Here is a 21,654-nt window from a genome sequence, read left to right on the forward strand (position 1 = left end):
GTTTTCCGGACCGGCACGACAGGTGGTCCGGACGAGGGACCGCCACCGCATCGAAGGCGGGTCCGGGCCCGGACCGGGCCGGGAACGGCGGGAGCCCGGACTCTCCTGACGGAGGGTCCGGGCTCCCGGTGCGCTCGGCGCGTGCCTACTGGGTGCGGTTCTCACCGTGGTAGTACTCGAACACCCAGCCGAAGAGACCGATCACGATGATGGGCGCCGCGAAGTACAGCAGCCACCATCCGACGGCGACACCGAGGAAGGCCAGCGCGCCGCCGACGCCGAGGGCGAGCGGCTGCCAGCTGTGCGGGCTGAAGAAGCCGATCTCGCCCGCGTCGTCCGCGACGTCGGCCTCCTTGTTGTCCTGGGCACCGGCGTCCACCCGCGAGGCCGTGAAGCCCAGGTAGAAGCCGATCATGATGCACAGGCCGAAGGCCATGAAGAGTGCCGTGGTGCCGGCCGCCTCCTTCGACCACACGCCATAGACGATCGCCATGGCGAGGACGAAGACGGCAAGCCACACGAACATGCGGCCCTGGATCTTCACTTGCCGGCCTCCTTGCTGCCCGCGACAGCGGTGGCGGCGTGGCCGTGCTCCAGCTGCTCCAGGGCGGCGATCTCAGGGTGGTGCAGGTCGAACGCCGGGGATTCGCTGCGGATCCGCGGCAGGGTGACGAAGTTGTGCCGCGGCGGCGGGCAGGAGGTCGCCCACTCCAGCGACCGGCCGTAGCCCCACGGGTCGTCGACCTCGACCTTCTTGCCGTACTTCGCCGTCTTCCACACGTTGTAGAGGAACGGCAGGATCGACAGGCCGAGCAGGAAGGAGCTGATCGACGAGATCGTGTTCAGCGTGGTGAAGCCGTCGGCCGCCAGGTAGTCGGCGTACCGGCGCGGCATGCCCTCGGCACCCAGCCAGTGCTGCACCAGGAAGGTGCCGTGGAAGCCGATGAACAGCGTCCAGAAGGTGATCTTGCCGAGCCGCTCGTCGAGCATCTTGCCCGTCATCTTCGGCCACCAGAAGTGGAAGCCGGAGAACATCGCGAAGACGACCGTACCGAAGACCACGTAGTGGAAGTGCGCCACCACGAAGTACGAGTCGGAGACGTGGAAGTCCATCGGCGGCGAGGCCAGGATGACACCGGTCAGACCACCGAAGGTGAAGGTGATCAGGAAGCCGGTCGCCCAGAGCATCGGTGTCTCGAAGGACAGTGAGCCCTTCCACATGGTGCCGATCCAGTTGAAGAACTTCACACCGGTCGGTACCGCGATCAGGAAGGTCATGAAGGAGAAGAACGGCAGCAGCACACCGCCGGTGACGTACATGTGGTGCGCCCACACCGTCACGGACAGACCGGCGATCGAGATCGTCGCGGCGATCAGGCCCATGTAGCCGAACATCGGCTTGCGGGAGAAGACCGGGATGACCTCGCTGATGATGCCGAAGAACGGCAGCGCGATGATGTACACCTCTGGGTGTCCGAAGAACCAGAAGAGGTGTTGCCAGAGCAGCGCTCCGCCGTTCGCCGCGTCGAAGACATGTGCCCCGAATTTCCGATCCGCCTCCAGCGCGAACAGCGCGGCGGCGAGGACGGGGAAGGCGAGCAGGACCAGGACGGCGGTCAGCAGCACGTTCCACACGAAGATCGGCATGCGGAACATCGTCATGCCCGGGGCACGCATGCAGATGATCGTGGTGATGAAGTTGACCGCACCGAGGATGGTGCCGAAGCCGGAGAAGGCCAGACCCATGATCCACATGTCGGCGCCGATGCCCGGCGAGCGGACCGCGTCCGACAGCGGGGAGTAGGCGAACCAGCCGAAGTCGGCCGCACCCTGCGGGGTGAGGAAGCCGCCGACGGCGATGGTCGAGCCGAACAGGTAGAGCCAGTAGGCGAACATGTTCAGCCGCGGGAAGGCGACATCCGGCGCGCCGATCTGCAGCGGCATGATCCAGTTCGTGAAGCCGGCGAACAGCGGCGTCGCGAACATCAGCAGCATGATCGTGCCGTGCATCGTGAACGCCTGGTTGAACTGCTCGTTCGACATGATCTGCAGACCGGGGCGAGCGAGCTCGGCGCGCATCAGCAGCGCCATCACACCGCCGATCAGGAAGAACGCGAACGACGTGACCAGATACAGCGTTCCGATGGTCTTGTGGTCGGTGGTGGTGAGCCACTTGATGACCACGTTGCCGGGCTGCTTGCGCCTGACCGGCAGCTCGTTCTCGTACGAGTCCTCAGCTGCCGCGGCACCCTGGGGTTCGTTGAGGATGCTCACAGGTTGTTCGTCTCCCGGTTCTTCTCGTGGCTCGTCTGCGCGATGCCGGCGGGAATGTAACCGGTCTGCCCCTTCTTGGCGAGGTCCTTGAGGTGCTGCTGGTAACGCTCAGGCGAGACGACCTTCACGTTGAACAGCATCCGGGAGTGGTCGACGCCGCAGAGCTCGGCACACTTGCCGAGGAAGGTGCCCTCCTGGTTGGGAGTCACCTGGAACGCGTTGGTGTGGCCCGGGATGACGTCCATCTTCATCAGGAACGGCACCACCCAGAAGGAGTGGATGACGTCACGCGAGGTGAGGACGAAGCGGACGGTCTCGCCCTTGGGCAGCCAGAGCGTGGGACCGGGGTTGCCGGTCTGCGGGTTCTTCGTGCCCGGCGTGCCGACGTCGTAGACACCGCCGGCGGCCGCCGGGAAGTCCTTCTTGAACCGGTCCGGAATGGCGTCCAGGTTCGTGTCGGTCTTCGCGTCACCGGTGACACCGTCGACGGGCGTGATGTAGTTGAAGCCCCAGCTCCACTGGAAGCCGACCACGTTGACCGTGACGTCGGGCTTCTTGTCGGTGAGGCTGAGCAGCTTCGTCTCGTCGCGGGCCGTGAAGTAGAACAGCACCGAGACGATGATGAGCGGCACCACCGTGTACAGGGCCTCGATCGGCATGTTGTACCGGGTCTGGGCCGGGACCTCGATCTTGGTGCGGCTGCGCCGGTGGAAGATGGCGCTCCAGATGATCAGACCCCACACCAGCACGCCGACGGCGAGCGCGGCGGCCCAGGAGCCCTGCCACAGGGAGAGGATCCGCGGAGCCTCTTCCGTGGTCGGGGTGGGCATACCAAGGCGGGGGAAGTCCTTGTATGTGCAACCGGTAGCGGTCGCCAGGACCAGGCCCGCGGTCATTGCCTGCAGCAGCTTCCGCCGCATCGGGCGCCGCGGCGAGCGGTCGGAGCCGTTGGGACTCACGTAGCGCCTTCCCGAGAGTCTCGCCCGCGCGGTCGGCTGCGGCCTTCTCGCTGGTCGGTCGCCGCCCTGCGTCGGGCAGGGGTTTGGATGTTTATGCGGACCAAACCCTAGCCGACGCGATTCAGGGGGTCGCGGGGAGGGGGGCATACGCGTCGCCTGTCACTCGGTTGGGGTGGGAATGGGCGCCCAATAGCTCGGGTTGTCGCGGTTTGCGGTGCGGGTGCGGGTGCGTTGTGGCTGGTCGCGCCACGCGGCGGAGCCGCATCTCGGCACAGCCCGCGCCCCTGTTCGGTGCAGGGCGTTTTAACGTTGCTGTGTGCCCTACTTCGACGCCGCATCGGCCGCTCCCCTTCATCCCGTCGCCCGTCAGGCGTTGTTGGCATCGCTCGACGACGGGTGGGCGGATCCATCGCGCCTGTACCGGGAAGGGCGCAAGGCGCGGATGCTGCTGGACGCCGCGCGGGAGGCGGCTGCCGAGGCCGTCGGCTGTCGGGCGGACGAGCTGGCGTTCACGCCGTCCGGGACGCGGGCCGTCCATACGGGCATCGCGGGCGCGTTGGCCGGGCGGCGCCGGACCGGACGTCACCTGATCGTGTCAGCCGTCGAACACTCCTCGGTACTCCATTCGGCCGAGGTGTTCGAAGCGGAGGGCGGGGCGGTGACCCAGGTGCCGGTGGGGCGGACAGGTGGCGTGGAGGCCGGGTCCTATGAGGCTGCCCTGCGGCCCGACACCGCGCTCGCGTGCCTCCAGTCGGCCAACCACGAAGTGGGCACCGTGCAGCCGGTGGCGGAGGTGGCCGAGGTGTGCCGCGCGGCCGGGGTGCCGTTGCTGGTGGACGCGGCGCAGTCGCTGGGGTGGGGGCGGGTGGCGGGCGACTGGTCGCTGCTGACGGCGAGTGCGCACAAATGGGGTGGGCCGAGCGGGGTCGGGCTGCTGGTCGTGCGCAAGGGGGTGCGGTTCGCCGTCCAAGGCGCCTCGGACGAACGGGAGTCGGGGCGGGCGCCCGGCTTCGAGAACCTGCCGGCGGTCGTCGCCGCCGCCGCATCGCTGCGGGCCGTACGGGCGGAGGCCGAACAGGAGGCGGTACGGCTGCGGGGGCTGACGGCACGGATCCGGGCGCGGGTGCCGGAGTTGGTGCCGGACGTGGAGGTGGTGGGCGATGCCGAGCGGCGGCTGCCCGGGATCGTCACCTTCTCCTGTCTCTATGTCGACGGAGAGACCTTGCTCCACGAGCTGGACCGGGAGGGTTTCTCCGTCTCGTCCGGATCGTCCTGCACGAGCAGCACCCTGACACCGAGCCATGTGCTCAAGGCGATGGGAGTGCTGAGCGAGGGGAACGTACGGGTGTCGCTGCCGACGGGGGCGACGGAGGCGGATGTGGAGCGGTTCCTGGAGGTGCTGCCGGGGGTGGTGGCGGGGGTGCGGGAGAAGCTGGGCGCGCCGGTGCCGGCGACGACCGTGCAGCAGACGGAGGAAGTGGTCGTCGACTCACTCGGGAAGCGCTGCCCGATCCCGGTCATCGAGCTGGCGAAGGTCATCGGCACCGTGCCGGTGGGCGGCAGGGTACGGGTCCTGTCCGACGACGAGGCGGCCCGCCTGGACATCCCGGCGTGGTGCGAGATGCGGGGCCAGCGGTACGAGGGTGAGGAAGCGGCGGTAAAAGGAACGGCCTACTTGGTACGCCGGCTCACCTGACCGCCCCCCTTGGGGGCGCGGGGCTGTGTCGACCTGCGGCTGCCGCCGCGTGGGCGCCACCAGCCCCCGCGCACCCGCGGCCCAGATCAGACCAGGTAGCCCCGAACCTCTTCCGCGGCCTCGTCCCCGTACGCCTTCGTGAACCGCTCCATGAAGTGGCCCCGACGCAGCTGGTACTCCTGCGTACCCACCGTCTCGATGACGAGAGTCGCCAGCATGCAGCCCACCTGAGCCGCCCGCTCCAGCGAGACCCCCCACGCGAGGCCCGAGAGGAACCCCGCGCGGAACGCGTCGCCGACGCCCGTCGGGTCGGCCTTGCGCTCCTCGTCGGGGCAGCCGACCTCGATGGTCTCCTCGCCGACCCGCTCGATCCGCACCCCGCGCGCGCCGAGCGTCGTCACCCGGTGGCCGACCTTCGCGAGGATCTCCTCGTCGCTCCAGCCGGTCTTCGTCTCGATGAGCCCCTTCTCGTACTCGTTGGAGAAGAGGTACGTCGCGCCCTCCAGCAGTATCCGGATCTCGTCGCCGTTCATCCGGGCGATCTGCTGGGAGAAGTCGGCGGCGAAGGGGATGGCCCGGGCCCGGCACTCCTCCGTGTGACGGAGCATGCCCTCCGGGTCGTCCGCGCCGATCAGGACCAGGTCGAGTCCGCCCACCCGGTCGGCCACCGTCTTGAGCTCGATCAGCCGGGCCTCGCTCATCGCGCCCGTGTAGAAGGAGCCGATCTGGTTGTGGTCGGCGTCGGTCGTGCACACGAAGCGCGCGGTGTGCAGGGTCTCCGAGATGCGGACGGAGTCCGTGTCGACGCCGTGCCGGTCGAGCCAGGCCCGGTACTCGTCGAAGTCGAAACCCGCCGCGCCGACCAGGATCGGCCGGGTGCCGAGCTGTCCCATGCCGAACGCGATGTTGGCGCCGACGCCGCCCCTGCGGACGTCCAGGTTGTCGACCAGGAAGGACAGCGAGACCGTGTGCAGCTGGTCCGCGACCAACTGGTCCGCGAAGCGGCCGGGGAAGGTCATGAGGTGGTCGGTGGCGATGGAGCCGGTGACTGCGATGCGCACGGCGGAGACTCTCCTGACGGGGAGGCGTAATTGACAGTTAACGCTACCGGGTCGGCGTGGGCACCCTGAAGGTGCCAAAACTACCCGATAGTAGATCTTTCTTCGCAGCCCCTGACGTGCGTACGGTGCCGTCATGACGAACCTCAAGGTCCACGCCCCCGCTCCGGCCGACCTCGACGGCGACCTCGCGTCGCTGCGCGGGGACTGCGCCCGGATGGCCCGGCACTGGGCGGTTCCTGATCACAGCGATGCCCGTCCGGTGCCGCCGTCACTCATCCACGGGGTGACCGTGCCGAAGAAGTCCGCCAGGCTTCTGGACGCGATGTCCGACTACGGCGACTGAGTCTCGCCCGGCGCGTTCCCAGGGAACCGCGCGCTCCCCTCCCGCGTCCCATCGCCGTCCCCCGCGAGGGGGAGGCGGGATACGACACGGCAAGGAGCGATGCGGTGAAGAGCGAGCGACCCGAGAACGACGACGGCGCGGCCGCGGGCAGCACCGGGGAGCCCCCCGAGGACCGGCAGGCAACGGAGTCGCCGAAGGCTGCCGAGGCCGAAGCCGCCGCCGAGGCCGAAGAGGCCGACGCGCAGCCCACCGCGGAGTCCACCGAGCCCACCGAGCCCGCCGAGCCCGCCGAGCCCGCCGCAGCAGAGGTTCCGGAACCGGAGGAGACCCCCGAGCCGGACGTGGCCCCTGCCGCCGAGGCCGCCCCGGAGCCCTCGGACTCCCCCGCCGAGCCGGAAGCGGCTCTCAGTGCCTCCCATGCCCCCCAGGCTTCCGAGACGGCGCCCGAGGCCGAAGCCGAGGCGGACACCGAGGACCTCGCCGCCTCCCGCCGCCGCTCCCCCGTCCTCGTCATCGCCTCCGTGGCCGCCGCCGTCCTCCTGATCGGCGGTGGCAGTGCCTACCTCGCCGCGAGCACCGGCTCCGGCGGCGGTACCGGCGCGGGCGCGGGCGCGTCCGGCGGGTCCACTCCCCCGCCCCTCGCCCTGGACGGCTACTCCTCCGGCGGCAACGGCATAGCCCCGGGCGAGCCCAACCCCTACGGCGTGACCTACCGGGCGAGCGGGACGCTGCCCGCAGGCCCCGGCTCGGCCGCCGTCTACCAGCCCTCCGGCGCGGTCTCCGAGGACCGGGTCGCCGCGCTCGCGAAGGCGCTCGGGGTCGAGGGGACGCCGGTGGCCGAGGGCCAGGTCTGGAAGGTCGGCACCGACAACGACGGCTCCGGCGGGAGCCTCCAGGTGAACCGGACCGCCCCGGGTATCTGGACGTACAGCCGCTACGCACCGGGCACCGACAACTGCAAGAGCGGCCCGGTGTGCGGGCAGGACCCGATGGCGCCCGCCGGTGACCCGGTGAGCGTCGCAGCCGCCGAGAAGGCGGCGGCGCCGGTGCTGAAGGCGCTCGGCCAGGACGCCGCGAAGCTCGACGCGAGCCAGGTGATGGGCGCCCAGCGGGTGGTGAACGCCGAACCGGTGGTCGGCGGGCTGCCGACCTACGGCTGGGCGACCGGGCTGACCGTCGGCGAGCAGGGCGAGGTGGTCGGCGGCAACGGGATGCTCGCCACGCCGGCGAAGGGCGACACGTATCCGGTGCTGAGCGCCGCGAAGACGCTGGCCCTGCTGAACGCGGCGCCGGTCTCCGGCCACCGGATGGGCATCGGGGGCTGCGCAAGTTCCGTACCGCTGAAGGACCGGCTGGAGCAGCCGTGCGGCGCGTCGACGCCGTCCGCGTCCTCGGCCGTGATCGACAAGGCGGTGTTCGGGCTGGCGTCGCAGTCGGTCGGCGGCCGGCAGGCGCTGGTCCCGTCCTGGCTGTTCCAGGTGCGCGGCGCGGCGGACTCGTACACCGTGACCTATCCGGCGGTGGACCCGAAGTACCTGGCGTCCGCCTCGACGCCGGCGCCCTCGGCGAGTGCGAGCGCGAGCGCCTCGGCGGGCAGCACGAGGGACGTGAAGGTGGACGGCTACACGGCCGACGGCCGCGATCTGACCGTCGCCTTCACCGGCGGGGTGTGCGCCGACTACAAGGCGACGGCGGACGAGGGCTCGGAGCAGGTGGTGGTGAAGGTGACCGCGACGCCGTGGCCGGACAAGATCTGCGTCATGATCGCCAAGCAGTACCACCAGACGATCCGCCTGGACGCGCCGCTGGACGGCCGGAAGGTGGTCGGCACGGACGGCAGGGCCGTCCCGAAGGAGAAGGCGACGACGCTGGACCCGCAGGTGGGCTGAGCACGTACGCACGAAGGCGGTGGCCCCTCAGGACGAGGGGCCGCCGCCTTCTTCGTGCCGTTCGCCCTTCGGCTCAGCTGAAGGAGTCGCCGCAGGCGCAGGAACCGGTCGCGTTCGGGTTGTCGATCGTGAAGCCCTGCTTCTCGATGGTGTCGACGAAGTCGATCGACGCGCCACCCAGGTACGGAGCGCTCATGCGGTCGGTGACGACCTTGACCCCGCCGAAGTCCTTGACGACGTCGCCGTCGAGGGAACGCTCGTCGAAGAAGAGCTGGTAGCGCAGGCCGGAGCAGCCACCGGGCTGGACGGCGACGCGCAGGGCGAGGTCGTCACGACCTTCCTGGTCGAGCAGGGCCTTGACCTTGGCCGCGGCGGCGTCGCTCAGGATGATGCCGTCGGTGGCGGTGCTGGTCTCGTCCGATACGGACATCTACATCTCTCCCGGGTTGTACGGAGTCTGCTTGCCGACGAGTGCAACCGGCGGGTCCGCTGATTCATTCCGGGCCGCGGCGTTCGCGTTCTCGCGTTCTCGCTTCTTCTCTACCTCTTCATGCTCGCACATGTGCGGCACCGGGATTGATGTCACATCGACGCTATCGCCATCGTCAAAGTGACGTGAAGCAGTTATGATAGATAACGTCAGAACGACGAAAAGTAGAAAGGGTGCGTGTCGTGACCACCGCCCAGACCACGGAGCTCGACGTACAGCCGACTCCGCTCGCCCTGCTGCTGCTCGGCCGTGAGGCCGACCCGAAGAGCGAACGGGGCGTCGAGTGCCCCGGCGACCTGCCCTCCCCGTCCGACCCGGACCTGGTCGCGCGGGCCCGCGCCGCCAAGGAGAAGCTCGGCGACAAGGTCTTCGTGCTCGGCCACCACTACCAGCGCGACGAGGTCATCCAGTTCGCCGACGTCACGGGCGACTCCTTCAAGCTGGCCCGGGACGCGGCCGCCCGCCCGGAGGCGGAGTACATCGTGTTCTGCGGTGTGCACTTCATGGCCGAGTCCGCCGACATCCTGACCTCGGACGACCAGAAGGTGGTCCTGCCGGACCTGGCTGCGGGCTGCTCGATGGCGGACATGGCGACCGCCGAGCAGGTCGCCGAGTGCTGGGACGTGCTGACCGAGGCCGGCATAGCCGAGCAGGTGGTCCCGGTCTCGTACATGAACTCGTCCGCCGACATCAAGGCGTTCACCGGTAAGCACGGCGGCACGATCTGCACCTCGTCGAACGCGCAGCGGGCGCTGGAGTGGGCCTTCGAGCAGGGCGAAAAGGTGTTGTTCCTGCCCGACCAGCACCTGGGCCGCAACACCGCCGTCCGGGACATGGGCATGTCCCTGGACGACTGCGTGGTCTACAACCCGCACAAGCCGAACGGCGGCCTCACGGCCGACCAGCTGCGCGACGCGAAGATGATCCTGTGGCGCGGCCACTGCTCGGTGCACGGCCGCTTCGGCCTGGACTCGGTCAACGACGTCCGCGAGCGCATCCCGGGTGTCAACGTCCTCGTCCACCCCGAGTGCAGGCACGAGGTCGTGGCGGCGGCGGACCACGTCGGCTCGACGGAGTACATCATCAAGGCGCTGGAGGCCGCGCCCGCCGGCTCCAAGTGGGCGATCGGCACCGAGCTGAACCTGGTCCGCCGCCTCGCGAACCGTTTCGCTCCGGAGGGCAAGGAGATCGTCTTCCTCGACAAGACGGTCTGCTTCTGCTCGACCATGAACCGCATCGACCTCCCCCACCTCGTGTGGACCCTGGAGTCGCTGGCCGAGGGCAACCTGGTCAACCGCATCGAGGTGGACAAGGAGACGGAGGCGTTCGCCAGGCTGGCGCTGGAACGGATGCTGGCGCTGCCGTAGCCGTCGCCGCAGCCGTTCACACCGTGTGTCACCCCGGGCCGGACTTCCGCTCGGGGTGCGCGGGGTCGAGGCTGAAGAGGGTGCCGTCGGGGGTCATGACGGTCACCACGCCTCCGTAGAGGAGCGCCTTGGGATCGGACGCGTCGTCCGTCGAGGCCGTGCCGACGCGGGGGGCGGTCTCCCACAGGAGGGTGCCCTTGCGGGTGTCCAGAGCCGCCACCCGGCCGCTGGGACTGGCCAGGTAGAGGGTGTGGGTGCGGGAGTCGTACGTCGGGGAGCCGGAGTTCTCCACGCTGGTGCGGGTGTGCCAGAGTTCCTTGCCGGTCAGCGGGGACACCGCCGCCACCTCGCCGTTCGCGCCGGTGATCCACAGGGTGTCCGAGGCGAGGGTCACCGAGCCCTGGTACGTCTTCGCGAGCTTCGTCGTCGTCTGACCGCCGGTCGTCGGGTCCGTCAGGAGGATCTTGGCGAACGTGGAGTCCTGCAGGGACGTCGAGCCGCTCTCCTCGTCGGCCAGGACCATGGCCGGATGGCCGTCGACGACGCCGAGGAAGCCGCTCTCGAAGGGGATCTGCCGACGCGCGAGGACTGTTCCGTCGGCGCGGTCCAGCTGCAGGAGCGCGGAGTACTTGGCGTTCTGCTCGGTGGGGAAGCACTGCGCGTACAGGTCGGTGCCCGCCGACAGGAACGTGCAGTAGTCACGGGCCGGAAGCGTCATGGCCCAGCGCGCCTCGCCCGTGCGCGGGGAGCGGGCCGTCACCGTCCGGCCGTCGCTCTCGGCGGTGAGCACGACGTCGCCGGCCATGATCAGGTCGACGTTCTCGTCGTTGACCTTGCGGCTCCACAGTTGCGAGCCGCTCGTCGCGTCGAGGGCGACGATGTGGGTCGGGTTGTCCGCGGCGCCTTCTTCGGTGATCGTCTCCCGGACGAGGACGATGCCGTCGTACACCCCGAGGACCCAGGAGTCGTACTGGGTGGGGTCGTCGCCCGGCGCCGCGAGCCCGGCGCGCCAGAGGGTCCTGCCGGTCCGGCCGTCCAGCCGTACCGGCAGGACGCCGTGGCCTCCGCAGTAGACGCTGGCTCCCTGGCTCAGGCAGTCCGACTGGCCTTCCGCCGCCGAGCCCAGCGCTTTGACCTCGCCCCGGTCCGCCGGCTTGTACACCGTCGTCTGCCAGGCCCGCCAGCCGGTGGGCACCGCGGCCCAGCGCGAGGCCGAGGAGGAGCTCGCCGTCCGGGAGTCGTCCGGGAAACCCGGTCCGAACCGGATGTACCCCAGCAGCCCCAGCGTCAGCGCGCCCACCGTGCCGACCGCCGTCCAGAGAGTACGGCGGCCCCGGACCCGGCCCCGGCCCCGGCCCCGGCGGCGGCCGGAGCCGGTGCCGGTCGTCCGGTCGAAGTCGGCGCCCTGGCCGGTCGCCGCGCCGGCCGGCCAGGCCTCGCCGCGCAGCCCCATGGTGCGCGGATCGTCCTCCGGCGACTCGTACACCGCCGGGTCGCCCGCCGCCGGTTCGGGCAGGGCGGTCGCCAACTCCTGTGCCAACTGGTCCAGTTCGGGCCGGTGGGCGGCCTCCTTGTGCAGACAGCGCTCCAAGACCGTGCGCAGCGGGCCGCCCACGCCGTCGAGTACGGGCTCGTGGTGGACCACCCGGTAGGCGGTCAGGTAGGGGCTGTCGGCGTCGAAGGGGCCGCGCCCGGTGACGCAGTAGACCAGCAGCGCGCCGAGCGAGAAGACGTCCGAGGGGGGACCGACGGTGCGGGCGTCGGTGAACTGCTCCGGGGACATGAACGGCGGGGTGCCGATCATCTGGCCCGTCTCGGTGAGGGTGTGGTGGTTCTCGGCCGCGCGGGAGATGCCGAAGTCGATGACGCGGGGACCGTCCTCCGCGATCAGCACGTTGGCCGGTTTGAGGTCCCGGTGCACCACCCCGGCCCGGTGGATGTCCCGCAGTGCCTCCACCAACCCGAGGGCCAGCCGCCGCAGTTCGACGCCGCGTACCGGGCCCCGGTCGCGCAGCCGGTCGGCGAGCGAGCGCCCGGCCACGTACTGGGTCGCCATCCAGGGCCGGGCGGCCTCGGGGTCGGCGTCCACGACGGGCGCGGTGAAGGCGCCGCTCACCCGGCGGGCGGCCTCGACCTCCTGCCGGAACCGGGAGCGGAAGACGGGGTCCTCGGCGTACTGGGCGTGCACCACCTTGACGGCGACCTCACGCCCGGAGCGCGACCGCCCCCGGTAGACGGCGCCCATGCCGCCGGCCCCGAGCCGGTCGACCAGCTTGTAACCGCCGACGGACCTCGGGTCGTCCTTGCGCAGCGGCACGCTCAAACTCCTCTTCGCCGCATGGCTGTTCGAGGCGTCAGCATACGGAACGGAAAACGCGTCGGCGGCCGTACCCGGTGGTATTCCGGGTACGGCCGCCGATCACGGGACCGTCACACGGCCGCGGGCTCGGGCTCGTCGGCCGCCGGGGCAGGCTCCGCGGACGGCAGGCCCACCGGCCGCGACGGTCGCGCCGGCCGCCTGGAGCAACTGGGCGAGGGCGGCCGGGGTGAGTCCGGCCTTCGCCGTCGGCCCGTTGCCTTGTCCGGCCCCTACTCCGCTCGCGGTACGCCCGGGTGGAGATCAGTCCGTCCTCGGGCGGACCAGTCCCGACTCGTAGGCGATCACCACGAGCTGCGCCCGGTCCCGCGCGCCCAGCTTGGCCATGGCCCGGTTGACGTGCGTCTTCACGGTCAGCGGGCTGACTTCGAGGCGTTCGGCGATCTCGTCGTTGGAGTGCCCGCCGGCGACCTGCACCAGGACCTCGCGCTCCCGGGAGGTGAGCGCGTCGAGCCGCTCGGTGCGGGCCGGGTCGCGGCCGGCGTCACCGAGGTCGCCCTGCGCGAGGAAACGGGCGATCAGGCCCTTGGTGGCCGTCGGGGAGAGCAGCGCCTCGCCACCGGCGGCGAGGCGGATGGCGCTGAGGAGTTCCTCGGGTTCGCTGCCCTTGCCGAGGAAGCCGGAGGCGCCCGCGCGCAGCGCCTGGACGACGTAGTCGTCGACCTCGAAGGTCGTGAGGATCACGACACGGACATGGACGAGGGAGGGGTCGGCGCTGATGAGCCGGGTGGCGGCCAGCCCGTCCGTGCCCGGCATCCGGATGTCCATCAGGACGACGTCGGCCTCGCGCTCCTTGGTCAGCCGCACCGCCTCGGCGCCGTCGGAGGCCTCGCCGACCACCTCCATGTCGGACTCGGAGTCGACGAGCACCCGGAACGCGCTGCGCAGCAGTGCCTGGTCGTCGGCGAGCAGGACACGGATCGTCATACGGAATCCCCCAGGGCGGCCGTACGGCCCCTCGTACGACCGCTCGTACGGTCGTCGGTGCCGGTCTTGACCGGCAGGATCGCATGGACGCGGAAGCCGCCGCCGTAGCGGGGGCCGGTGGTGAGGGTGCCGCGCAGGGCGGTGACACGCTCGCGCATGCCGAGCAGGCCGTGGCCGCCGCCCGCCTCGGGGGCGGTGTCCTCGCCGGAGCCGTTGTCGAGGACGGTGACCTCGATGTGCGGTCCGACGCGTACGACGCTGACCTCGGCCTTGGCATGGGGTCCGGCGTGCTTCTGCACGTTGGTCAGGGCCTCCTGGATGATCCGGTAGGCGGCCAGGTCGACGGCGGCGGGCGGGGTGGTGCCCTGGTCGGCGCGGGCGACCTCGACCTGGAGGCCGGCGTTGCGGAACGTGTCGGCCAGCTCTTCCAGACGGTGCAGGCCGGGGGCGGGCTCGGTGGGCGCCTCGGGGTCGCCGGACTGGCGGAGCAGACCGACGGTGGCGCGCAGCTCGTTCAGCGCGGAGCGGCTGGCCTCGCGGACGTGGGCGAGGGCCTCCTTGGCCTGGTCGGGCCGCTTGTCCATGACATGCGCGGCGACTCCCGCCTGCACGTTGACCAGGGCGATGTGGTGGGCGACCACGTCGTGCAGGTCCCGGGCGATCCGCAGCCGCTCCTCGGCGACCCGGCGGCGGGCCTCCTCCTCACGGGTCCGCTCGGCGCGCTCGGCACGCTCGCGGATGGCCTGGACGACGGCCCGCCGGCTGCGGACGGCGTCCCCGGCGGTGGCGCCGATGCCGGTCCAGGCGAAGATCGCGAGGTTCTCCTGGGCGTACCACGGCAGGGGGCCGGCGACCATCGCGGCGGTGGTCAGCACGGTCATGGTGAGCAGTCCGGCCCGCAGGGTGGTGCGGCGGTCGGTGGTGGCGGCGACGGTGAACAGGGCGATCACGGCCGCCATCGCGACGGGGGCGCGGGGGTCGCCGGTGACGCACTCCGCGACGGAGGCGGCGCCGGTGACCGCGAGGACCGTCTTCGGGGCGTGGCGGCGGAAGACCAGGGCCGCGGCGGCCAGCGTCATCAGGACCAGGCTGAGGGGGGCCGGGGTGCGGATGCCCCAGGCGACGCCGTGTGCGCCGTGCGGGGCGGCGAAGGAGCTCACGACCATGCAGACGAGGGCGCCCGCGGCGATGACCGCGTCCACGGCGAGCGGATGGGCGCCGGCTCTGCAGCGGGCTCTCTCGAAGGGGCTCACGCTGTGAACAGTACGGCTGGTTCGTGCGGGCCGGAACTGTCGGTTCGGCCCGCGGCGGGCACCGCCCGCGGGGGCTGCCGCCCCAGACCCCCGCTTCGGCCTGGACGGCCTCGTCCTCGAACGCCGGACGGGCTGTTTCCCAGCCGTCAGCCTGGAATGAGACCGTCGTCCCGCAGCAGTGCCCGGACCTCCTCCAGGGTCGCGTCCGGGGAGGGGAGGATCAGGTCCGAGGGTTCCAGGGCGTCGTCCGGGAGCGGTGCGCCCAGGTCCCGGACCTTGTCCAGGAGAGCGGTCAGGGTGCGGCGGAAGGCTGCCTCGTCGCCGGACTCGATCTCCGCGAGGAGCTCGTCGTCCAGCTTGTTGAGTTCGGTGAGGTGGCTGTCGGCCAGCCTCACCTGGCCCTCCCCCATGATCCTCACGACCATGTCGGCCATCTCGCCCTCCAGGCGTCGGCTACTGCTTGTCGAAGCGCGGGGTGTCCTGCGGCTGCTGCGACTGCTGGCCCTGGCCGGTGCCGCCCTCGATCGCCTGCTGGGGCGAACCTCCGGCGAGCTCGGCCTTCATGCGCTGCAGCTCCAGTTCCACATCCGTACCACCGGAGAGGCGGTCCAGCTCGGCGGCGATGTCGTCCTTGGCCGTGCCGGTCGGGTCGTCGAGGGCGCCGGAGGCGAGGAGTTCGTCGATGGCGCCGGCGCGGGCCTGGAGCTGCTGCGTCTTGTCCTCGGCGCGCTGGATGGCGAGGCCGACGTCGCCCATCTCCTCGGAGATGCCGGTGAAGGCCTCGCCGATGCGGGTCTGGGCCTGGGCGGCGGTGTAGGTGGCCTTGATGGTCTCCTTCTTCGTACGGAAGGCGTCCACCTTGGCCTGCAGGCGCTGGGCCGCGAGGGTGAGCTTCTCCTCCTCGCCCTGGAGGGTGGCGTGCTGCGTCTCCAGGTCGGTCACCTGCTGCTGGAGGGCGGCGCGGCGGGAGAGCGCCTCGCGGGCGAGGTCCTCACGGCCGAGGGCGAGCGCCTTGCGGCCCTGGTCCTCCAGCTTGGTGGACTGCTGCTGGAGCTGGTTCAGCTGGAGTTCGAGGCGCTTGCGGCTGGTCGCCACGTCGGCGACGCCGCGGCGGACCTTCTGCAGCAGTTCCAGCTGCTTCTGATACGAGTAGTCGAGGGTCTCGCGCGGGTCCTCGGCCCTGTCCAGGGCCTTGTTCGCCTTCGCGCGGAAGATCATCCCCATACGCTTCATGACACCGCTCATGGGCTTCGCGCGCCCCCTTCTGACGGACTCCAGCTCACCGATCCTGCGACAGAACCCACAGTACGGGCCCTGCCTCCATTACCGCACTGTTCGGGGACCGATGCGCTCATCCCCAAGGACGACTACCGACAGCTCCGCTCCGGCACAGGTAGTAGGTGAGCCCCCGAGCGAAGCGCCTGCAACGTCCCCTCTGTCCCCCATGGAGACGACTGGCGTTGCGGGATCGTTCCCCGCCGGACTAGGGCCCACACCCCACCACCCCTTACCCTTGGGTTTTGTGTTCCGTAGCCGCGCCAAGGACGAGAAGGCCCCCGCCGACAAGGCGGGCATGACCGACTCCAAGCAGACCCGAGACCCGCAGGCCCCCAAGGGCAGGCCCACGCCCAAGCGCAGTGAGGCCCAGACCCAGCGGCGCAGCGTGGCCAGCACGCCGACGACGCGCAAGGACGCCGCCAAGCGTCAGCGCGACGAGCGGCGCACCGCCATGGAGCGGCAGCGCCAGGCGCTGGCCACCGGCGACGAGCGGTACCTGCCGGCCCGTGACAAGGGCCCGGTCCGCAGGTTCGCACGCGACTGGGTCGACTCGCGCTTCAACGTGGCGGAGTTCTTCCTGCCGCTGGCCGTGGTCATCCTGGTCATGAGTGTGGTCAACAACACGGCGATCAAGAACATCGCGCTGCTGATGTGGCTGGTCGTGATCGTGCTCATCGTGCTCGACGCGGCGATCAGCGGCCTGCGGCTGCGCAAGCGTCTCGCCGAGCGCTTCCCCGACCAGAACAAGAAGGGCGCCGTCGCCTACGCCCTGATGCGCTCCCTCCAGATGCGCCGGCTCCGGCTGCCCAAGCCGCAGGTCAAGCGCGGAGAGCGGCCCTGAGCGCAGAGCCGTTCTCCGGGGGTGCGGCGAAGGCCTGGCTGACCAGGCTGGGCGGGCTGCGTGATGTCGTACGGCAGGAGCTGGTGGCCCGGCAGCTCGACGAGCAGATAGCCGGGCGGTTCCCGGTCGGGCAGCGGCTGCGGGTGCTCGACGTGGGGATGGGCCAGGGCACGCAGGCGCTGCGGCTGGCCCGGGCCGGTCACCACGTGACCGGCGTCGAGCGGGAACCGACGATGGTCGCGGCCGCGCGGGAGGCCCTGGCCGGTGAGCCGGAAGGCATCCGCGAGCGGGTGCGGATCGTTCAGGGGGACGGGCGGGACACCGGCGTCCACTTCCTGCCGGGCAGCTTCGACGTGGTGCTCTGTCACGGGGTGCTGATGTACGTCGCGGAGCCGGACGCGCTGCTCGCCGGGCTGGCCCGGATGCTGGCCCCGGGCGGGCTGCTGTCCCTGCTGGTGCGCAACGCCGACGCGCTGGCCATGCGGCCGGGGCTGAGCGGCGACTGGGCGGGCGCCCTGGACGCCTTCGACACCGTCTCCTACCGCAACCGGCTGGGCCTGGACGTCCGGGCCGACCGGCTGAGCACGCTCACCGGAGCCCTCGCCGGCATCGGCGCACCTCTGCAGTCCTGGTACGGGGTACGGGTGTTCACGGACACCGCCGCGGACGACGCCGAACCACCCGCCGGCCTGGAGACGCTGCTCGCGGTGGAGGAGCGGGCCGGGCGGACGGATCCGTACCGGGCGGTCGCGGCACTGCTGCACCTGTGCGGGGTCCGCGGCTGACTCCTGCCGCGGTGCCGCTCGTTCGGGCCAGCAGCACGCGCCGGAGCGTCACCGCCGCGGCGAGACTCGGGGCATGGACGCTTCCCCTGCCCGCCGGACCCTCCGTACGGCCGCCGCGCTCGGCTGCTGCTGCCTCGCCCTCGTCTCCGGGTGCTCCGCCTTCGGCAGCGACGCGACGGCGGACACCTCGGCCGTCCGGGCGGCGGCCGTCCCGCCGGCGGCGACCGATCTGCAGAACCAGTACCAGAAGGTGATCAAGAACGTCCTGCCGTCGGTCGTACAGATCCAGGCCAGCAGCGACCTGGGCTCGGGCGTGGTCTACGACGGCGACGGACACATCGTCACCAACGCGCATGTCGTGGGGGACGAGAAGAAGTTCAAGGTGACGACCGCCAACACGGAGGAACCGCTCACCGCGACCCTGGTGTACTCCTATCCCCAGCAGGACCTGGCGGTCATCAGGCTCGACAGGATCCCGCAGGGCCTGAAGGCGGCCGTCTTCGGGGACACCGAGAAGGTCCAGGTCGGGCAGATCACGCTGGCCATGGGGTCACCGCTCGGGCTGTCGTCCAGCGTGACCGAGGGGATCGTGTCGGCGACCGGACGGACCGTCAGCGAGAACAGCGCGGGCGGCGGGACCGGCGCCACCATCCCGAACATGGTGCAGACCTCGGCGGCCATCAACCCCGGCAACAGCGGGGGCGCCCTGGTCAACCTGGACGGCCAGGTCGTCGGCATTCCGACGCTGGCCGCGAGCGATCCCAACCTGGGCGGCAGCGCGGCACCGGGGATCGGGTTCGCCATCCCGGCGTCGATGGTGACGACGGTCGCCGACCAGATCATCAAGCAGGGGAAGGTCACCGACTCGGGCCGGGCCGCGCTCGGCATCACCGGGCGCACGGTCGTCGACGTGGACTACCAGCCGGCCGGGGTGGCCGTGGTGACGGTGAAGCCGGGCGACGCGGCCGACAAGGCGGGCATCCGCCCCGGGGACATCATCACCAAGGTGGGTCACGACGGCATCACCACCATCACCTCACTGGCCGAGTCGCTCGCCTCGGACCGGCCGGGGCAGAAGACGGCGGTGACCTACAGCCGGGAGGGCATCACCAGGACGGTGGAGGTGACGCTGGGCGAGCAGTGACCCGGCGCCGGCGGGGGCGGCCGACGGCGGCCGCCCCGGACCGGCACGTCTCAGGACTCGTCGGCGTGCAGACTCATCGGGCCGTAGATCTCGGTGGCGTCCTCGTAGAGCCGCACCTGGTCGGCGCCGCCGGCCAGCAGGGCCTTCCACTGCTCACCGAGCCACGACTCGGCGTCGCCCTGTGTGGTGAACTCCTCGGGCTCCACCGCGGGCTGGACCTCCGTCCCGTCGGCCTTCTCGAACCGCCACGTCCATGCCGCCATGTAGGCCTCCCTTTGATCCAACTGATGCATCGTATGCCGTGGGACGGGGGCGTCGATACGACTCCGCTGGTTGTGGGCCGGTTCCGGGCCGGTGGGGGCTTGTCGCGCCCACGCGGCGGAGCCGCATGTGAATACGGCCCCGCGCCCCTTGGGGCGCGTCGCAGGGGTGTCCGCCGGAGCGGGAACCGTCGGGACGGGTGAAAATCGAGGCGTGGAAGTGACTTTGCTCGGTACCGGTGGTCCCGCTGGGCTGCCTCGGCCCGGTTGTTCCTGTGCGGTCTGCGCGTGTGCCGTCGGGGCGGACGCGCGGGCCGCCACCGCGGTGCTCGTCGACGGGACGCTGCTGCTCGATCTGACGCCGGGCGCGGCGTTCGCGGCGGCACGGGCCGGGCGGTCGCTCGGCGGCGTACGGCAGGTGCTGCTGTCGCACCCGCACGACGGGCCCGCCGTCGAGGTACCGGCCGGGCTGCCGCAGCCGGCGCGGGTGCCGGACGGGCGGGAGCTGGCGCTGCTGACGGGGCATCGGGTGCGGGCGGTGGCGATGGACGCGGGCGGCACCGGGTACGCGGTGACCGGCCCCGACGGACAACGGCTGCTGTACCTGCCGCCGGGCGGGGCGCCGGCCGGGCTGGCGAACGGGAGCGCGGACTCGTACGACCTGCTGCTCCTCGACGTCGTGGGGCGCCCCGACGCGCTGGCGCGGCTGCGGGCGGTCGGCTCGGCCGGGCCGACCACGGATGTCGTCGCCGTGCATCTCGACCACGACGTGCCGCCCGGCCCGGAGTTGAGCCGGCGGCTGGCGGCGGCCGGCGCGCGGGCGGTGCCGGACGGTACGACGCTGACGGTGGGGGTGTACGAGGACGTGCCCGACGTACCGCGGCGGACGCTGGTGCTCGGCGGGGCCCGGTCCGGGAAGTCCGTGGAGGCCGAGCGGCGGCTGGAGTCCTTCCCCGACGTCCTGTACGTCGCCACCGGCGGTACGCGCGGCGGGGACACCGAGTGGGCGGAGCGGGTGGCCGCGCACCGGGAGCGGCGGCCGGGGTCGTGGCGTACGACGGAGACGTGCGACCTGGTGCCGTTGCTGGCGGAGGACGGGCCGCCGTTGCTGGTCGACTGCCTGTCGCTGTGGCTGACGGACGCGATGGACTCCGTCGGGGCGTGGGACGACACGGAGTGGGCGTCGGGCGGCGAGAAGGCGCTGCGGGAGCGGGTGCGGGAGCTGACGGACGCGGTGCGGGCGAGTCGGCGGACGGTGGTCGCGGTCTCCAATGAGGTGGGGTCGGGGATCGTGCCCGCCACGGCGTCGGGGCGGCGGTACCGGGATGAGCTGGGGCGGCTGAACGCGGCGTTCGCGGACGAGTGCGAGCAGGTGGTGCTGGTGGTGGCGGGGCAGGTGGTGGTGCTGAGGTAGTGGGGCCGGGGTGGGGACGCTCACCGGCGCTTGCCGGGTGCCGCCCACCCGTGCCGTCTGGGGGTACCTCCCAGGCCCTCAAGGCACTGGGGGAGGCACGACTGCCCGCGGCTGAAACCTGAGGGGCGCGGGGAACTGCGCGGCCCGCCCCCACCGGCCCGCAGCCGCGCGACGGCCCTCACCACCCCTTTCTCGCGACGATCCGGTACGCGTTCGAGAACGGCGTCCGGCGCAGCAGCGGGGCCAGGGCGTGGTCGGCGGCGCTCGCCGCGGCGATCAGCGGCGCCGCCGCCCGCAGCCATCGCTTCGGCAGGAGCCGGCCCAGGGCCAGGCCGAGCGCCGCCGAGATGTCGTACGGCGTGTGGGGCGACCTCCGGTCGGTTCTGAGGATCTCGCAGCCCTGGGACTCCAGTTCCGCCCGTAGGTTGTCGAGCGGCATCAGGTGCAGATGGCGGGGCTGGCCGTAGGGGATCCACCACTTGCCGAGGAGCCGGGCGTACGCGCTGCGCGGGTTCGGGACGTCGATCAGGACATGGCCGCCGGGGCGCAGCGCCGTGAGGGCGGCGCGGAGTTCGGCGCGCGGGTCGGGGGTGTGTTCGAGGTGATGGAACATGCTGACGACGTCGTAGCGGGCGCGCAGCCGGGCCAGCACCTCCGGGGCGGCCAGGTAGCCGCAGTGGGCCTCCTCGATGTGGCCCTCGGCCTGGGCCCGCGCCACGCGCAGGGTCGGGTCCAGGCCGTCGAAGGACGTGTAGGTGAAGAGTTCCTTCGCCTGGCGTGGGAAGTGGGCGTGGCCGGTGCCGACGTCCAGCCAGCTCTCCGGCTCCGGCACCGCCAGCATCACGCGGGCGGCGGCGCGGTGCCGGCGGCGGCCGCCGCGGGTGGCGTGGAGGCGGTCGGCGTAGTCCTCCAGGCGGCCGTCGTAGAAGTCCCGGTGGTAGAGGGCGAGGCCCGCCGGGGACAGCCGGGGGTTCTGGAAGGCGTGGGCGCAGTCCCGGCACTCGTCGACGGTGAACGTGCCGGGCCGGTGGTGGAGGAGGTCGGGCGTGCGCAGGCGGGTGCGCAGGCGCCTGGAGCCGCACCAGGGGCAGTCCTCGCGGCGCGGCTCGTGGAACCGGTCGGGGCCCGGGGCGGGTTCGGGCGTGGGCGGCGGCATGGGCGGCTCCCTGTAGCTCCCTGTACTCCATGAACGCAATCCACTGCAAACCGGAACGTATGGGATACCGATCTTCCGTGCCAAGGCGCCGTGCGGGTGTGGTGTCGATCTGGCGCCGAAGCGTTCGTTCGGTGCCGGTA

20 protein-coding genes are annotated in these 21,654 nt (G+C 71.4%); 8 read left to right on the plus strand and 12 right to left on the minus strand.

The annotated features are described in order from the left end of the window. Positions 1-145 precede the first annotated feature (145 nt). Genes OHB00_RS14535 through coxB form a run of 3 tightly spaced genes read right to left on the minus strand, consistent with a single transcriptional unit; the run spans position 146 to position 3,233 of the window. Entirely contained in the window at positions 146-544 is a 399-nt protein-coding gene (locus OHB00_RS14535; RefSeq protein WP_406434950.1) for a cytochrome c oxidase subunit 4, read from the minus strand. Beyond that, a complete protein-coding gene (gene ctaD, locus OHB00_RS14540) occupies positions 541-2,274 on the minus strand; it encodes a cytochrome c oxidase subunit I (protein WP_406434952.1) in 1,734 nt (577 codons plus the stop codon). The genes OHB00_RS14535 and ctaD overlap by 4 nt, the downstream gene beginning before the upstream one ends. After that, complete coding sequence (gene coxB / locus OHB00_RS14545; RefSeq protein WP_234542631.1) at positions 2,271-3,233, minus strand: cytochrome c oxidase subunit II; 963 nt, start codon at positions 3,231-3,233, stop codon at positions 2,271-2,273. The genes ctaD and coxB overlap by 4 nt, the downstream gene beginning before the upstream one ends. A gap of 316 nt (positions 3,234-3,549) precedes the next feature. On the opposite strand from coxB, the gene OHB00_RS14550 reads away from it, so the two are divergent. Beyond that, a complete protein-coding gene (locus OHB00_RS14550; RefSeq protein ID WP_406434954.1) occupies positions 3,550-4,929 on the plus strand; it encodes a cysteine desulfurase/sulfurtransferase TusA family protein in 1,380 nt (459 codons plus the stop codon). An 86-nt stretch (positions 4,930-5,015) separates the two neighbouring features. Here OHB00_RS14550 and OHB00_RS14555 read toward each other — a convergent pair whose 3' ends face one another. Then, on the minus strand, positions 5,016-5,990 hold the full coding sequence (locus tag OHB00_RS14555; RefSeq protein WP_406434956.1) for a carbohydrate kinase family protein: 975 nt from the start codon (positions 5,988-5,990) through the stop codon (positions 5,016-5,018). Between the two features lie 133 nt (positions 5,991-6,123). Between OHB00_RS14555 and OHB00_RS14560 the strand changes: the two genes are divergently transcribed. Together OHB00_RS14560 and OHB00_RS14565 are read left to right on the plus strand one after the other, a co-directional pair. Beyond that, positions 6,124-6,333, plus strand: a complete 210-nt coding sequence (locus OHB00_RS14560; RefSeq protein WP_406434958.1) for a hypothetical protein — start codon at positions 6,124-6,126, stop codon at positions 6,331-6,333. Positions 6,334-6,437: 104 nt separating this feature from the next. Further along, the gene (locus OHB00_RS14565; protein WP_406434960.1) at positions 6,438-8,222 is read left to right on the plus strand and encodes a hypothetical protein; all 1,785 of its coding nucleotides are present in this window, start codon (positions 6,438-6,440) and stop codon (positions 8,220-8,222) included. A gap of 73 nt (positions 8,223-8,295) precedes the next feature. Here OHB00_RS14565 and OHB00_RS14570 read toward each other — a convergent pair whose 3' ends face one another. After that, positions 8,296-8,652 carry an iron-sulfur cluster assembly accessory protein gene (locus tag OHB00_RS14570; RefSeq protein ID WP_030951236.1) on the minus strand — a complete coding sequence of 119 codons (357 nt, stop codon included), beginning with the start codon at positions 8,650-8,652 and terminating at the stop codon, positions 8,296-8,298. Between the two features lie 242 nt (positions 8,653-8,894). On the opposite strand from OHB00_RS14570, the gene nadA reads away from it, so the two are divergent. Continuing rightward, a complete protein-coding gene (gene nadA, locus OHB00_RS14575; RefSeq protein ID WP_406434962.1) occupies positions 8,895-10,079 on the plus strand; it encodes a quinolinate synthase NadA in 1,185 nt (394 codons plus the stop codon). A 28-nt stretch (positions 10,080-10,107) separates the two neighbouring features. Here nadA and OHB00_RS14580 read toward each other — a convergent pair whose 3' ends face one another. The 5 genes from OHB00_RS14580 to OHB00_RS14600 form a co-directional block, all read right to left on the minus strand. Continuing rightward, positions 10,108-12,396, minus strand: a complete 2,289-nt coding sequence (locus OHB00_RS14580; RefSeq protein WP_406434964.1) for a protein kinase domain-containing protein — start codon at positions 12,394-12,396, stop codon at positions 10,108-10,110. A 303-nt stretch (positions 12,397-12,699) separates the two neighbouring features. Beyond that, positions 12,700-13,383: a response regulator gene (locus OHB00_RS14585; RefSeq protein ID WP_406434966.1), complete on the minus strand. Its 684-nt coding sequence runs from the start codon at positions 13,381-13,383 to the stop codon at positions 12,700-12,702. After that, entirely contained in the window at positions 13,380-14,636 is a 1,257-nt protein-coding gene (locus OHB00_RS14590) for a sensor histidine kinase (protein WP_406434968.1), read from the minus strand. The genes OHB00_RS14585 and OHB00_RS14590 overlap by 4 nt, the downstream gene beginning before the upstream one ends. A 146-nt stretch (positions 14,637-14,782) precedes the next feature. Beyond that, positions 14,783-15,061 carry a hypothetical protein gene (locus OHB00_RS14595; protein ID WP_406445779.1) on the minus strand — a complete coding sequence of 93 codons (279 nt, stop codon included), beginning with the start codon at positions 15,059-15,061 and terminating at the stop codon, positions 14,783-14,785. A 28-nt stretch (positions 15,062-15,089) separates the two neighbouring features. Further along, complete coding sequence (locus OHB00_RS14600) at positions 15,090-15,881, minus strand: PspA/IM30 family protein (protein ID WP_093503936.1); 792 nt, start codon at positions 15,879-15,881, stop codon at positions 15,090-15,092. 199 nt (positions 15,882-16,080) lie between these two features. On the opposite strand from OHB00_RS14600, the gene OHB00_RS14605 reads away from it, so the two are divergent. The 3 genes from OHB00_RS14605 to OHB00_RS14615 all read left to right on the plus strand — a co-directional run bounded on the left by OHB00_RS14605 (position 16,081) and on the right by OHB00_RS14615 (position 18,684). Continuing rightward, complete coding sequence (locus OHB00_RS14605) at positions 16,081-16,755, plus strand: DUF3043 domain-containing protein (RefSeq protein ID WP_406434970.1); 675 nt, start codon at positions 16,081-16,083, stop codon at positions 16,753-16,755. Positions 16,756-16,838: 83 nt separating this feature from the next. Continuing rightward, positions 16,839-17,540, plus strand: coding sequence for a class I SAM-dependent methyltransferase (locus OHB00_RS14610; protein ID WP_406434972.1), 702 nt, complete (start codon positions 16,839-16,841; stop codon positions 17,538-17,540). Positions 17,541-17,613: 73 nt separating this feature from the next. Then, complete coding sequence (locus OHB00_RS14615) at positions 17,614-18,684, plus strand: S1C family serine protease (RefSeq protein ID WP_406434973.1); 1,071 nt, start codon at positions 17,614-17,616, stop codon at positions 18,682-18,684. Between the two features lie 50 nt (positions 18,685-18,734). On the opposite strand, the gene OHB00_RS14620 is transcribed toward OHB00_RS14615, so the two are convergent. Next, on the minus strand, positions 18,735-18,947 hold the full coding sequence (locus tag OHB00_RS14620) for a hypothetical protein (RefSeq protein ID WP_406434975.1): 213 nt from the start codon (positions 18,945-18,947) through the stop codon (positions 18,735-18,737). A gap of 211 nt (positions 18,948-19,158) precedes the next feature. Between OHB00_RS14620 and OHB00_RS14625 the strand changes: the two genes are divergently transcribed. After that, positions 19,159-20,358, plus strand: coding sequence for a bifunctional adenosylcobinamide kinase/adenosylcobinamide-phosphate guanylyltransferase (locus OHB00_RS14625; protein WP_406434977.1), 1,200 nt, complete (start codon positions 19,159-19,161; stop codon positions 20,356-20,358). 178 nt (positions 20,359-20,536) lie between these two features. Here OHB00_RS14625 and OHB00_RS14630 read toward each other — a convergent pair whose 3' ends face one another. Next, positions 20,537-21,514, minus strand: coding sequence for a class I SAM-dependent methyltransferase (locus OHB00_RS14630; RefSeq protein WP_406434979.1), 978 nt, complete (start codon positions 21,512-21,514; stop codon positions 20,537-20,539). Positions 21,515-21,654: the final 140 nt, after the last annotated feature.

The sequence above is a fragment of the Streptomyces sp. NBC_00631 genome, from assembly GCF_045206895.1.
GTDB lineage: Bacteria > Actinomycetota > Actinomycetes > Streptomycetales > Streptomycetaceae > Streptomyces.

Coding starts and splice junctions, on each gene's coding strand:
- OHB00_RS14615 (WP_406434973.1), top strand. CDS start 17,614: ATGGACGCTTCCCCTGCCCGCCGGACCCTCCGTACGGCCGCCGCGCTC.
- OHB00_RS14630 (WP_406434979.1), bottom strand. CDS start 21,514: ATGCCGCCGCCCACGCCCGAACCCGCCCCGGGCCCCGACCGGTTCCAC.
- OHB00_RS14560 (WP_406434958.1), top strand. CDS start 6,124: ATGACGAACCTCAAGGTCCACGCCCCCGCTCCGGCCGACCTCGACGGC.
- OHB00_RS14620 (WP_406434975.1), bottom strand. CDS start 18,947: ATGGCGGCATGGACGTGGCGGTTCGAGAAGGCCGACGGGACGGAGGTC.
- OHB00_RS14600 (WP_093503936.1), bottom strand. CDS start 15,881: ATGAGCGGTGTCATGAAGCGTATGGGGATGATCTTCCGCGCGAAGGCG.
- OHB00_RS14570 (WP_030951236.1), bottom strand. CDS start 8,652: ATGTCCGTATCGGACGAGACCAGCACCGCCACCGACGGCATCATCCTG.
- OHB00_RS14605 (WP_406434970.1), top strand. CDS start 16,081: ATGGAGACGACTGGCGTTGCGGGATCGTTCCCCGCCGGACTAGGGCCC.
- OHB00_RS14595 (WP_406445779.1), bottom strand. CDS start 15,061: ATGGTCGTGAGGATCATGGGGGAGGGCCAGGTGAGGCTGGCCGACAGC.
- OHB00_RS14585 (WP_406434966.1), bottom strand. CDS start 13,383: ATGACGATCCGTGTCCTGCTCGCCGACGACCAGGCACTGCTGCGCAGC.